This is a genomic window from Natronorubrum halalkaliphilum (genome assembly GCF_009834785.1).
In the GTDB taxonomy this organism is placed as follows: domain Archaea; phylum Halobacteriota; class Halobacteria; order Halobacteriales; family Natrialbaceae; genus Natronorubrum; species Natronorubrum halalkaliphilum.
The window spans coordinates 71,788-84,805 of sequence record NZ_WUYX01000071.1 but is presented as its reverse complement, the minus strand read 5'-3'; the positions used below and the strand labels follow the sequence as shown (position 1 = coordinate 84,805).

The 13,018-nt window shown below is 64.6% G+C and carries 13 protein-coding genes and 2 pseudogenes; 9 read left to right on the top strand and 6 right to left on the bottom strand.

Going from position 1 to position 13,018, the window contains the following annotated elements; translation table 11 throughout:
• Positions 1-33: 33 nt before the first annotated feature.
• Positions 34-1,695, bottom strand: coding sequence for a hypothetical protein (locus GS429_RS21020; RefSeq protein ID WP_160067874.1), 1,662 nt, complete (start codon positions 1,693-1,695; stop codon positions 34-36).
• A 194-nt stretch (positions 1,696-1,889) separates the two neighbouring features.
• Here GS429_RS21020 and GS429_RS21015 point away from each other — a divergent pair, with 194 nt between their 5' ends.
• From GS429_RS21015 to GS429_RS21000, 4 genes are all read left to right on the top strand, one after another.
• Positions 1,890-2,678, top strand: a complete 789-nt coding sequence (locus GS429_RS21015; RefSeq protein ID WP_160067872.1) for an ABC transporter ATP-binding protein — start codon at positions 1,890-1,892, stop codon at positions 2,676-2,678.
• A gap of 115 nt (positions 2,679-2,793) precedes the next feature.
• On the top strand, positions 2,794-5,355 hold the full coding sequence (gene folP / locus GS429_RS21010) for a dihydropteroate synthase (RefSeq protein WP_160067870.1): 2,562 nt from the start codon (positions 2,794-2,796) through the stop codon (positions 5,353-5,355).
• 112 nt (positions 5,356-5,467) lie between these two features.
• Positions 5,468-6,253 (top strand): hypothetical protein, encoded by a 786-nt coding sequence (locus GS429_RS21005; RefSeq protein ID WP_160067868.1) that lies wholly within the window; start codon positions 5,468-5,470, stop codon positions 6,251-6,253.
• A gap of 81 nt (positions 6,254-6,334) precedes the next feature.
• On the top strand, positions 6,335-6,601 hold the full coding sequence (locus GS429_RS21000) for a hypothetical protein (protein WP_160067866.1): 267 nt from the start codon (positions 6,335-6,337) through the stop codon (positions 6,599-6,601).
• A gap of 181 nt (positions 6,602-6,782) precedes the next feature.
• On the opposite strand, the gene GS429_RS20995 is transcribed toward GS429_RS21000, so the two are convergent.
• Positions 6,783-7,052, bottom strand: a complete 270-nt coding sequence (locus tag GS429_RS20995) for a hypothetical protein (RefSeq protein WP_160067864.1) — start codon at positions 7,050-7,052, stop codon at positions 6,783-6,785.
• Between the two features lie 8 nt (positions 7,053-7,060).
• Here GS429_RS20995 and GS429_RS20990 point away from each other — a divergent pair, with 8 nt between their 5' ends.
• From GS429_RS20990 to GS429_RS20970, 5 genes and pseudogenes are all read left to right on the top strand, one after another.
• Positions 7,061-7,228, top strand: coding sequence for a hypothetical protein (locus GS429_RS20990; RefSeq protein WP_160067862.1), 168 nt, complete (start codon positions 7,061-7,063; stop codon positions 7,226-7,228).
• Between the two features lie 619 nt (positions 7,229-7,847).
• Complete coding sequence (locus tag GS429_RS22340) at positions 7,848-8,273, top strand: hypothetical protein (RefSeq protein ID WP_235920876.1); 426 nt, start codon at positions 7,848-7,850, stop codon at positions 8,271-8,273.
• 275 nt (positions 8,274-8,548) lie between these two features.
• Positions 8,549-8,698: a DUF7560 family zinc ribbon protein gene (locus tag GS429_RS20980; protein ID WP_160067858.1), complete on the top strand. Its 150-nt coding sequence runs from the start codon at positions 8,549-8,551 to the stop codon at positions 8,696-8,698.
• Between the two features lie 277 nt (positions 8,699-8,975).
• A pseudogene (locus GS429_RS22335) lies at positions 8,976-9,364 on the top strand (bile acid:sodium symporter family protein); the annotation flags it as partial.
• A 109-nt stretch (positions 9,365-9,473) separates the two neighbouring features.
• Positions 9,474-9,932, top strand: a complete 459-nt coding sequence (locus GS429_RS20970; RefSeq protein ID WP_160067854.1) for an NUDIX hydrolase — start codon at positions 9,474-9,476, stop codon at positions 9,930-9,932.
• A gap of 31 nt (positions 9,933-9,963) precedes the next feature.
• On the opposite strand, the gene GS429_RS20965 is transcribed toward GS429_RS20970, so the two are convergent.
• The 4 genes and pseudogenes from GS429_RS20965 to GS429_RS20955 all read right to left on the bottom strand — a co-directional run bounded on the left by GS429_RS20965 (position 9,964) and on the right by GS429_RS20955 (position 12,952).
• A complete protein-coding gene (locus GS429_RS20965; RefSeq protein WP_160067852.1) occupies positions 9,964-10,725 on the bottom strand; it encodes a pirin family protein in 762 nt (253 codons plus the stop codon).
• A gap of 163 nt (positions 10,726-10,888) precedes the next feature.
• Complete coding sequence (locus tag GS429_RS20960; protein ID WP_160067850.1) at positions 10,889-12,331, bottom strand: ribonuclease FAU-1 family protein; 1,443 nt, start codon at positions 12,329-12,331, stop codon at positions 10,889-10,891.
• Positions 12,332-12,428: 97 nt separating this feature from the next.
• A pseudogene (locus GS429_RS22020) lies at positions 12,429-12,566 on the bottom strand (DUF7532 family protein); the annotation flags it as partial.
• Positions 12,567-12,769: 203 nt separating this feature from the next.
• Positions 12,770-12,952 carry a hypothetical protein gene (locus tag GS429_RS20955; protein WP_160067848.1) on the bottom strand — a complete coding sequence of 61 codons (183 nt, stop codon included), beginning with the start codon at positions 12,950-12,952 and terminating at the stop codon, positions 12,770-12,772.
• Positions 12,953-13,018 lie beyond the last annotated feature (66 nt).

Here is a 13,018-nt window from a genome sequence, read left to right as displayed (position 1 = left end):
GTCGACGCGACCGGACGGTGGTCGCGTCCCGACTCACTCGAGCGTGTACCAGTCGAATTGCTCTGCGGCGTACTGGTAGGACGCCGGCGGCGCAGCGAGTCCGACGACGAGCACGGTCCACGCCGCGACGGTGATCCCACGGGCCGAAACCGATAGCTCGGGTCCGGGGGTCCACGCCGAAATCGTCGCGATCAGTTCGGCGAGTAGCTCCGGCGAATCGGTGTAGAGCACGACCGCTGCGGCCGTCGGGAGCATGATCGCCAGCGAGTAGACGATGAATGCGGTCTTGCTCGGCATCACGGCCTCCCGGTTGTTCGTGACGTTGACGCTCCCGAACCGGGGAAACACCGAGCCGATACCGGTCGCGAGCGCCGGCGTGACGACGGCTCCGACGACCGTGCCCGCGACCAGCGCGGCCGTCTGCTCGAGCGAGAGCGGGCTGATGACGCCCAGTACGAGCGAAACGAGGAGGGCGATCGGGACGGCGACGAGCGCGCCGGCGATCACCAGCCCGTTGATGGCCTGTCGCCCGGTAAGCGTCGAGGTCACCACGGCGGGGAGCGCTCGCCCGAGGTCACCCAGCGGGTTGAGGGTAAACAGGGCTCCGGCAGCCCAGACGACGTACAGCGAAAGGAGCACGGCCACGTACGACGGCACCGTACCGCTCTGGACGATCCCCTGCACGAAGCCGATCGCACCAAGCAGTGGATAGCCGACGTACACGAGTCGGATCGGGGCCCGCTTGGTCCGACGGATCGCCGTGACCGTCACCGTGCGAATCGGCCGCGAGAGTCCTCGCGAGAGGACTCCGGAGAGTCGGTCCGACGACTCCTGTTCGGTGGACTCCTCCGCGTCGTCGAACCGCGCCGGGTCGGCGAACCAGTGGACTCGAGCGGAGGCGATCCCGATGGCGGTCGCGACGGTCCCCAGGACTGCCCCACCGACGATCGCTCCGACGATGGTCGCGCTCGAGGCGGGAACGTTCGGGACGCCGGCCAGCAGGAGGTGGCCGGGCCAGCCGAGCGGACTCCCCTGCAGGGCGGTAAACAGTTCGCCCATGACGACGTTGAACCGACCCGTAGCGATCGCACCGAAGTAGAGCACCCAGAACCCGACGAAGATGACCATCCGATAGCGCGCGATCGGCTCGTAGACGGTCACCAGATGGCGAACCCAGACGCCGATCACGAACCCGACGGGAACGGCGGTGATGAGCGCGAGTGCGACGACGACCAGCGTCAGCGGGACGGGGAGGATCGTCCCGGCACCGGAGGCGAAGGCGCTCGAGAGCAGTATCGCCGGCGGTACGAGCCAGGTGGCAAACAACAATATTTCGGCACCGATGACGCCGATGACGGTGTTCCGGAGCGACGTCGAGGTGAGCAGGAACGCCGGTTTGTCGACGGTAGCGGCCGCCGTAAACGTCCGTATGCCCACCATGAAGACCAGAAACAGCCAGCCGACGGCGACGCCGCCCGTGACGAGGTCCGTCGCCAGGTCGGCTTCCGACGGGCTAACGCTCTCTGCTACCTGTGCGCCGAGTTCGGGGAGGAGATAGCCGCCGGCGACCACGACCGAACCGAGCATGAACACCGCGAGCGCGGCCATCATGAGCAGCTTCGTCCGCTCGTTCGACACCGCTCGAATCGTTCGTCGAAACTCCGTTTTGGCGACGACGACGGGGACGCGTGGCATCACCGATCACCGCCCGTAACCCGGCGACTGCGCGTCGGCTTCGGGACCATACTCGGTAGCGGGTCCCCCATCCAGTAAATAGTTTGGATATTGTCATGCGTCGCCGTCGATTCGCGGATCGGACGCGGGTGTCGCCGAATTCGTCTCGTCAACGTGTTATACATTTATACAGATGCCGGCGAAACGAGACGTGTATGAGCCCTGGCGAGACACCCGCGATCGAAACGGAGGCCCTCACGAAACGGTACGGGGAGACGACCGCCGTTTCCGGACTGACGATGGACGTCGAGTCCGGAACGGTCTACGGCTTCCTCGGTCCCAACGGCGCGGGAAAAACGACGACGATGCGGATACTGACGACGCTCACCAGGCCGACGTCGGGAACGGCCCGGGTCGCCGGCCACTCGATCGACGACCGCGAGGCCGTCACCCCCCACATCGGCTACCTGCCGGAAGAGCCGCCGATCTACGACGAGTTGACGGGGCGAGAGCAACTCGAGTACGCCGCCGGGCTGCGTGATCTGCCCGATGCCGACGCCACGGAGCGCATCGAATCGCTCCTCGAGCGGTTCGACCTGCTCGAGGACGCCAACCGGCGGATCGAAGGCTACTCCAAGGGGATGCGCCAGAAGGTCGGCGTCATCCAGGCGGTGTTGCACGAGCCGTCCGTCGCCTTCCTCGACGAACCCACGAGCGGACTGGACCCCCGCGCCGCTCGCACGATGCGTGAGACGATCGCCGACCTCGCGGATCGGGAGATGACCATCTTCCTCTCGACGCACATCCTCCCCGTGGTCGACGAGTTGGCCGACGAAATCGGCGTCCTCCACGACGGCGAACTGGTCGCTCAGGGCGAACCCGAAGCGCTGAAATCCCGCGCCGAAACCGGCGAAGCCCGTAGCTTGGAGGAAGCCTTCCTCGAGGTGACGCAGGAACACGGCGAGGGGGAGACGGGCCGGTCGGCCGAAGCGTCGGCGGAGTGACGAGGGTCGGGGAAACGAAACTGGCCGTTGATAAGCGGGCGGAAAGCGGATCGCACGTCCCGATACGGAGCGGCGAGTCCGACATTCCTAAGCGCGCGGACTTTGTGGTTCAGATATGGAGTATCACGAGGCGGCGGATTTCTTATTCGATCTGCGGCGATTCCGCCCGAAACCGGGGACGGAATCGACAGCGCGGCTGCTCGCCCATCTCGAGACCCCCCACGACGGGGTGGCGTTCGTCCAGATCGCCGGCTCCAACGGGAAGGGAAGCACGGCGCGGATGGTCGAACGAAGCCTCCGGGAAGCCGGGCTCTCGGTCGGCCTCTACACCTCGCCACATCTCGAGGACCTCCGCGAGCGGATCCAGGTCGACGGGCGCAAGATTTCTCGGTCGGCGGTCTGTGACTACGTCGAGGCCGCCCGCGACTATCTGACGGCCCGCGGCGCCGACGGCGAATCGCCCACGTTCTTCGAGACGATGACCGGAATGGCGATCTGGCACTTCGGCCGCGAGGACGTCGACGTCGCTATCCTCGAGGTCGGTATCGGCGGCAAGTACGACGCCACGAGCGTCGTCGATCCGATCGCGAGCGCGGTCACGAGCGTCACCTTAGAGCACACCGGCATTCTCGGCGAGACGGAAGCGGAGATCGCCCGCGACAAGGCCCACGTCGCACCTGCCGACGCGCCGCTGGTGACCGGCGTCTCCGGCGACGCGCTCGAGGCGATCCGCGACGTTGCAGGCGACGTGATTACGGTCGGCAGCGACGGTGCCGACTCCGACGTTACGGTCGCGTACGGCGGCCGAGCGAACCACACCGAAGCCGCCGTGTGTATCGACCACGACGACCGGCACCTCGAGACCCGGATTCCGCTTCTGGGAACCCACCAGGCCGAGAACGCGGGGATCGCCGCCACGTTGGCCCGGCAGGTGACCGACGTCTCGGACGCCGATCTGGCGCGCGGGCTGCGAAACGCCCACTGGCCGGGCCGGTTCGAGGTGCTCGACACCGACCCGCTGGTGATCGTTGACGGCGCGCATAACCCCGGTGCCTGCGAGCAACTCGCGGAAACGCTCTCGACGTACGATTACGACCGACTAACGCTCGTTTTCGGGGCGATGCACGACAAGGACCACCGCGAGATGGCCGCGACGCTGCCGACGCCCGACTCGGTGATCACGACGGAGCCGACGCTCGACCGCGCCGAGAGCCGCGACGTTCTGGCCGAGGTCTTCGCGGACGCCGGCGTCGAAGACGTTCGCACGAACGCGACCGTCCAGGACGCACTCTCGAGCGCGCTCGGAGACGCCGACGACGGCGATTGCGTGCTCGTCACCGGCTCGCTGTTCGCCGTCGCCGAGGCCCGCTCGCGGTGGACCAGCGCCGGCGTTCCGAAGCGGATTCGAAACCTCGAGGACGCACGCGAGGCGCTTTCGGGAGCGGACGTCCCCGAGCCTGGCGTCCGCCGACTGCAGGGGGACGCCGTCCACCGCGTGGTCAAGACGAGTCTCGAGTACGGTCAGGCGACCACCGTCAAACAGGAACTGCTGCGTCTCGGCGGCGAGTGTGCGCTCTCGGGCTCGCAGCGGGACGACGAGGCGGTCGAGGCCGTTCTGATGGGCACCGTCGCCCAGTTCGAGCGTCTCGTCGAGACGCTCGAGTCCGGTTTCGACTCGGAATCCTCGTCTGGACCGGAATCTCGCTCTCGGTCGGACGGACGCTCCGATATCGCTCGAGAGCTTCGCGAGACGCTCGAGCTCGACGGGAGGGAGTCGACTGGGTCTGGCCGTTCTGACGATTCGGTCGATTCGACCGACCCGGCTACCACCGAGTCGAACGAAGACGCGACCGTGCAGTACCCGTGGCACGATCACACCGCCGTCATGGGCATCCTGAACGTTACGCCCGACAGCTTCCACGACGGCGGCGAGTACGACGCCCTCGAGGACGCCGTCGACCAGGCGGAGGCGATGACCGAGGCCGGCGTCGACGTGATCGACATCGGCGGCGAGTCGACCCGGCCCGGTGCCGACCCCGTCCCGATCGACGAGGAGGTCGACCGCGTCGTCCCCGTCGTCGAACGAATCACCGATCTCGATTCGGACGTCCACGTCTCGATCGACACCCGCAAAGCTGCCGTCGCCGAGGCCGCCCTGGAAGCCGGTGCCGACATCATCAACGACGTCTCGGGACTCGAGGATCCCGAAATGCGCTTCGTCGTCGCCGAGTACGACGCGGGCCTCGTCGTGATGCACAGCATCGACACGCCCGTCGTCCCGGACCGCGAGATCGAGTACGACGATGTCGTGGAGGACGTGATCGACCAGCTCTCCGAACGCATCCTGCTCGCCGAAAAGGCCGGCGTCGACCGTGACCGGATCGTCGTCGATCCCGGAATCGGCTTCGGGAAGTCTGCCCGCGAGAGCTTCGAAATCCTCGGCCGTATCGACGAGTTCCACGCGCTCGGCTGTCCAGTCCTGTTCGGCCACTCCCACAAATCGATGTTCGACCACGTCGGCCGCGACGCCGGCGACCGGCTCGAGGCGACCGTCGCGGCGAGTGCGATCGCGGCCGACCGCGGTGCCGATATCGTCCGAATTCATGACGTTCCCGAGAACGTCGCCGCCGTCCGAACCGCGCTCGCAGCGCGGAATCCGGATCGTTTCGAGTGGTAGTTGTCCGGGCCGACCACGCCGTCGGGTATCCGGGTATTCAGTTGCCGGTCCAAGCTTCAACCGTGCGGGACCTGTAGTCACCGTGAGCGCAGCGTGCGCGGAGGAGTATCCAATGTCTGAGGAACACGATCACGACCTGACGCCGGACGTCTCGACGGAAACGATCGAACGCATCGACGAACTCGAGGCAGAGAGCCCAATGGAGATGGCACAGGCGGTTGCTACCGATCGGAACATACGCGAGCTGTTACCGTTTGCTGGGGGTGGCCTCTTGCTCCTGTCGGCTCTCCGATCGCTCGGAAACGGACAACTTCGAGCCCTGCCGAAGGGAGCCGCCGCCGCTGCCCTGCTCAGCTACGGTCTTCGGAAGCGGCGCTCGAGCGAACCAGAGACGTTCGGGCCCGATACGGGTGGAATCGAGGGCGGGACCGACGGCAAGGACAGCTCTGATCAGGCCCACGCGGCGGCCAATCGAGAGGATGCTGGCCACGAATCACAGATCGACGCCAGCGGCGATGTCAGCGAGTCGGCCCAGCTCGGAGAGGAAGGAGAGACGGGATCACGCGTCGAGTTCACCGAGAACCCGGAGCAATCGGAGCCGCGAACGAAGCCGGCACAGGTGGGAGAGGACAAGGATCCACGCCGGGAGGCCGACGACGATGACGAAGTCGAGGTCGACGTTTCCGATACGGCCATGGCTGAGGAGGTTGCGGAGGCGACCGGTCCGGATCCCGAACAGGCCCAGCCGTCCCAGACCGATGGGATCGAACCCGAGGAAACGCCCGAGGAGGACGCCTCGGACATGAAAGTCGAACCGGGAGAGGACGCGGATAGCACCGAAACCGAGGACGACGCGTCGGAAGGCGACGAAGACGAAGACGAAGACGGGGACCAGTAACGGACGTAGACCGGGGTCATCGTTCGATGGTGAGCTTACTGGGGCTACTCAAACGCGGCCTCATACGGTTTACTGTAGTCAATGACCGCCGATCACCAGGGGCGGGGTCGGTTAACGGCGGTACATAGTTACAGCAATCCGTATCAGTATGCGGGCGCGGATTCGGCTGCGAGCGGGAACCGGGACGGGAACGGAAACGGGAACGCGGACGTGAACCTGAACACGGACACGAACACAAGCGCAAGCGCAAACGGAAACGTCTCGATCGAATGCATCCACGGCCGCGCCGAATCCCTGCCGCTCCCCGACGGCGCGTTCTCCGCCGGGCGGGCTCCTCGTCTGCTGTGAGCGCGTCTATGCGCCCGCGGACGGCCACATCTGGCCGCGATCACTCGAGACCAACGAACGACTGTTCGACCCGCTCGAGCGTATCGACGTCCGCAATCGGTCAGTCGAAGCGACGTGGGGCGAGGCGATGTCGACCGATCCGCCAAGCGCGTCCTCGTGTTTCGAGCACCGGAATCGGCGGCTACTGACGGCGGTCTCGAGTCGCGTCCTCCTGTGCGGACTGCCACCCGGAGAGCATGAGTGCAGGAAGCGCGATGGCACCGATAAAAAGGAGCGTTCCGGCGACGATCAGCCCGGGGGTGACGCGATCTGGAATCGCCGCGAGCGGGATGGCGGACGTGGACTGCCCTACGACGAAGAGTGCGATCCCGCCGATGGCTAGCCCCAACACGAGGGCGAAGACGAGCACTTGCGAGACGCGCTCGGAGTAGCGGGACCGCTCGTCGGTCATACCACCCCTTGTCAACGGCCGATAATGAGTCGTTCGACTCGCTCTACCACGTCCGGAAGGACTCGAGCGGGCAGCCGGGATCGGTCGCTCGAGACGACGGAATGGACGTCCCGCGTTCCGCGGTCGACAGCGAGGCCGGCGAAGCGAACGGTTTCGAGACGCTCATCGTCGACTGAACGAGCGTCCGAACGAGTCTCCGGTGGACTCAAATATTTCACACTATCTCTAACATGAGGTTAGGTAATCACATTTAGAATTTCCTTAGCAGTGGGTGGTCTATTGGCCAAACTCACAACCATCTCGTACTTTGGCTGTGATTTGTAACTCCTGTAAGCGCTCTTAGTTGCCGATAAGCGCATCGTATCGAGCTACACGCTCATCATATTTCTACCGAAGACATCTAATAATAATCGCCACTAAGAAAATTCTTATAGCGTTAAATGGGGAGAGAATATAGCATAGTTATTATATTCAGGATGTTGATAACAATAGTCTTCGAGACGGTCGCTCACGTATGGTGAAGTCAACCAACAGACGGCGGTTGCTGGCTGCCAGCGGCGTAGCAGTCGTAGGACTAAGCGGCTGTCTGAGCAGCGTACAAGATGACGGCAACGAGTTCGGAGACTGCGTTCCACCGGGCCAGTATGAGTGTCCGGACGAGGGCGAGTTGATTGCGGTACACGAGTTCGACGGCTGTTCAGTCGAGCAGGTGGAAGGCGACTGTGTATTACCGTAACTGTAACCGAATCCGATGGGGAGGGTGACGACTGTGACGCCTTTTCATTCAACTGGGAGGTGAACGATGAGGATTGCACCGTTGCCCATATCCGTGTCTACGGTGGAAGCGATTGTGAAGACTATTCGGACCCGGATTCCGGAGATACTATCGAGACCGATCTGGCCGCCGGAGAAGGCGACCAACAGGCCGGTATCTCCAATATCCGGTTCTGCGGCGAAGTGAACGGTGATCCTGACGACCCCGACGACCCCGACGATCCGGACGACCCTGACGACCCCGACGACCCCGACGATCCGGACGACCCCGACGACCCAGACGACCCCGACGACCCCGACGACCCCGACGATCCGGACGACCCCGACGACCCAGACGACCCCGACGATCCGGACGAAGACGATGACCTAGACAAGAAAGAGCAGCGGAAGAAGGAGGCGAAGGAAGAAGACGACGGTGACGACGACAAAGAAAAATCGTCCAACTAAACGTCCCGATCCGCTGACTCGAGCACCGATAGCAGCTACTCGGACGAAAACCGCTGACTCCGGGTCAGCTGTCTGAGCAGTCACACGCGCACACACGTTTTTTTGACTCGAGACGATTACCGTGGAGTTTTGACTCGAGACCATCGCCGTGGAGTCGAAGCGGAATCCGTTGGTACCGCCGGTCACACCGTTCTCGAGGCGACCCTCTATATCTGGGTTGTACTGCTATGCCCGCTAACAGCGTTGTTCTAGATGGAGCCGACGTCCCACCAATCATGAAAACCTACGAGTTCACCTGCCCCGACTGTCGCCGATCGTTCACCGTTACCGACCCCATGCGCGAGGCAACGCTTACGAACGGGTGTCCCGTCTGTGGAGGCCCGGTCGCCGGAGTCGATTTCGCCGCCGAACTGTCCGAAGCGTAATGGATCCTTCCGGACCGGGAAGCCGTATTCTCCGGACCCAAACCCGTAGATTCTTCTATCCCATTCACCGATACGGTTTGCTGTACCGATGTACCGGTGGGACCGCAAGCCGTCCTGTGCCCCCATCGAAAACGCCCGAGAACAGACAGTATGAGGCGCAACTGTGGTTGTCGGATGATGGTAACTGCCAACTGAACGGTCACGTTACACTGGTGCGACCACGTTCGCCTACGTGCTCGCCGTTACGCTCGGATTACCGTGGGAGATCGGCGTCGGACTGATCGCCGTCGTCGCCGGCCTGTTCCTCCGATACGTACTCGACGAATACGCCCCGGCGGTGGTGGCGGCGGGACTGTCGATTTCCCCCGCAATCAGCACGATCACGATCACCCCATCGTCGCGGCCGTCGTCGGGATCAACGTCGAGGAGATCCTGACCGCGAGCGCGCTGGTCTTCCTCACCGTCGTCTTGCAAAACGGCCTCGGAGTAGGTGCCAGCTACGGTGTCGGGAGGGCGACGGGGATGACCGAAGACCGCGCCCGTGCCTGTGCGTTCGAAGTCGGTCTCCAGAACAGCGGCCTGACCGTGGCACTCGCGACGCTGTCTACGCATCTGGCCGGCGAGAAACTCGTTAGGGACGCCGAACCGGTTGTTTCCTCCCATTAACCCGTCTCTGCGTTCGGAAAGCGAAAGGACGGCCGTACAAGCCCCTTAGTCTCTTTTAACATCCTGGGGAGGTACGTTTTTATGTAAGAACAGTGTGCGTAGTTGCACCATGGAAAACGTAACGTACGTCCAGAAGGCGTGTGCGTACATCACGCGCCAGACGGGCGAGCTATTGGTTTTCGACGGCCCGGGACACGACGAACTGCAGATTCCGAAGGGAACGCTCGAGACCGGCGAATCGCCGCGAGAAGCACTGTTCAGGGAAGTCATCGAAGAGACCGGACTCGGATCGCTGAGTTCGACGACCCGTCTGACGACCGACGTCTGGACGCGTCGCGAGTCACCGCCGAAACGGTACGTCCGACACTTCTTCCACGCGACGGTCCACGAACCCCGCGATCGGTGGACGCACACTGTGACCGACGGCGGAGACGAACACGGCGCGGAATTCGACCTTCACTGGGTCGAACCGGCGACCGCACAGGACTTTGCACTTGATCTCGACGATTACGTCCATCTGCTGCCGAATACTACTCCTGCAGGGGACGTCGCAGCGCTTTCGGACTGAGTTTTCGGTTGCAGGGTCTGTCTGTTCGCGATTACGCGACGATCGGCCCGCGCTGATGAATCGCCTCGTCGTGTGGAACGCCATCAACGACGACGACGCGGCAGCGGTCCTCCGTCGATAGCGTGACGGACGCTCCGTCTGCATCGACCGTACAGAACTGTCCGACCTCGAGCGCCGTTCCGTCGACGGTCCCCGATCCCGAGACGACGTAACAGAACCCGACCCAGTCCTCCGGCCGGTTCCAGGTCCACGATGCGCCGGCCGAAAGCGTCACGTCCCGATACTGCATCGGCGTCTCGAGGTCGAGCGGCGCCCCCTCGCCGACGACGGTCGTGATCGAGACTCCGTCTCCCGTTTCGGTCGGCAACTCGTCGCTCGAGGCGTCGGCGTACGACGGCTCGATCCCCTTGCGATCCCGCGGGAGGTTGACCCACAACTGGAGGCCGCTACAGGGGCCATCGGCGGGAAACTCCGAGTGGCGGATTCCATCGCCGGCCGTGATTCGCATCGCCTCGCCCGCTCGAGTCGTCACGTCGTGACCGAGCGAGTCGTCGTGGGCCATGCCGCCTTCGAGCATGTAAGTGAGAATCTCGAAGCCGGCGTGTGCGTGAGACGGGAACCCCTGGTCGGCCGCGACGTGGAACCGCTCGAAGAGCACGAACGGGTCGAAGTGTGCGTGCGTTCCCGTGGGGAACGCGCGAGTAGCCCGCATGCCGCCGGCGTGAGTGACGTCTGCAACGTCGTGGATGTCGAGACTCGAGTGAGGCCGTGAGTCGGATACGTCGGGTACCATTCAGCAGTGGTTGGGCTGTGATACCGATAAAACGCCGGTTGCCGGAACCGAAGCCGGAGCCGGAACCGGAATCGGAACCGAAGCCGGAGCCGGAACCGAGACGGTGGCCGAAATCACAACCGACTGTAACGGATTTGAGACGGAACCGGGCCTCGCGGCCGACCTACTTCGACAGCGCCCGCTCGACGGCCTCCGCGACGGTCATCGCTTTCTCGGCCAACTCCTCGGAGACGCGACCGTCGTCGACCGCGGCCTCGAGTTCGTCTGCGTCGACGATTTCGACCGCGCCGTCGGGTGTGCGGATCACGTCGACGTAGAGGTCGACGTACCGCGCCGCGTCAGGGAACAGTTCGACGGGCGTACAGACGTTGACGTAGGTCCCCTTCGCGGTTCCGCGCTCGTCTTTGTACGTCGTCGGATACCACCAGCGCCCCTCGCGGAACTTCGTGACGGCGACGTCGCCCGATTCCTTGGACACGCCGAGCGCGTCGTAGCTGCCGCCGCCGCGCATCGAGCGCTCGAGCGTGACTTTTCCGTCGCCGTTCCAACTGGTCACCTCGCCGCGACCCAGCGTGATCAGCCGCCCGTCGGGTTTTCCGTGGCCGATCTCGATCCGGTCGCCGGCGGTCGGGCCGAACTGTCGGCTAACGGCGGCGAAGGGGAAGCCGTCGCCGTCGGATCCGTCGTCGCTACCGGGCGACTCGCAGACGGCTTCCGCGAAGTCGACGGCCGCGCTGGCGGCCCGATCGGCGGCCTTGGTTCGGTGGTGGCCCGCCATCGTCGTCTCGACCTTGCGGCGCACCTCGTCCAGCGCGAACCGGGTCTCGCGGCCGAACCAGGACCACGTCGTCGCCCGTGGTACGGCGAGCCGGGCCGGCGCTTCGGGTTCGTCGGGCGCATCCGCGAGCGCGTCCTCGAGCGTCAGCGCTCGATCCGCCGCGTCCTCGAGAGCCGTCCCCATCGCCTCGAGGTCGGCGTCGGCGGCCGCGTGCTGCCAGCGGACGCCCCAGTCTTCGGGAACGTCGACCGACAATAGGTCGGTCATGCCGACGAGCTCGTCGGCCTTCTCGCTCCGGAGTGCCGCTGAGACGCCGGTTCGATCCCGTGAGAGGGTACAGAGCCCGCCCTGAACCTCGAGCGTCGGTGCGACGCGCGGGTCGTCGTCGGTCCACGGCGGCACCGGTTCGGTGACCTGCACGCGGTAGCGGTTGCCCTCGTCGACGTAGCCGTCGACGTCGTCGTAGTGGAGATAACCGCGGTGGCCGTCGCCGAGATCGACGGTCGCGCCGCCCCCGCCGCCGGCCTCGAGTACCTCGGCGTCGAAGACCGCACCGCGCGGAACGTCGGATTCCCAGCGGAAGGCATCGATCGCGAGGGTCGCGAGTTCGTCGGCAACCGTTTCGACTGCCTCGGGGGCCCCCGAGAGTTCGACGCCCTGCCTGTCCCGCGTCGTCTCGATCGTCACGTCCGCCGGTGCCGTGGCGAACGTCCGCTCGTCGAAGCGATCCCGAATGGGGTCGGAGGCCTGAACGACCTCGAGCCCGTTCGCGGCGAGGAGTTGCGTGATCGCCGTGGTGTAGATGCCGCGGACTCGAGCCGTCGTCATCGTGTCCCCTCCGGACTACTGTGAACGGCCGTTACGGCACGATTGACACGCTGATTCATCCGAATCACTGCAGAATCCTGCGTTCGGGCGCGAACCGCACGCGGTCGTTGGTCGCGAACAATTCCTCGAGTGTCGCCCCGTTGGTTTCGGCGGCGGTCGCCGAGGCGCCCCGGAGATCGTCGGTCTCGAGGCCGACGTCCCGAAGCGCCTGCTGGGTTCGCTGGACGAAGTGCATACCCGCCGGTTGGATGGGGGGGCCTTTGTGGATTCCGAGTCGGCGCTGGCGGCGACGCCGACGTGCTCGCAATCGTCCTCGCGGACACCGCGTCGAACCGAGGTCGCTTCGCGTCTGATACGGATTGCTGTAACTATGTACCGCCGATCACCAGGGACGGGGTCGGTGATCGGCGGTCATTGACTACAGTAAACCGTATGAGGTTAGTCGTCGGCGGCGAGACGTGTTGTGGCCTCGGAGCCGGCTGTCACGGTTGCGTCGTCTGTTTCCACGATCGCGTCTTCCGTGGCGACGGTTTCGGTAGCGGCGTCTTCGCCCCGATTCTCGTCGGCTTCGTCCGCTTTCGGTGGTGCCGTGTAGAGGATCCCGCGACTGCTGCTGTACATGATTGTCGGTCATCGCCCGTGAACACGCATAAGTACAATCCTTATACAGATCTTGACAGTCAATAT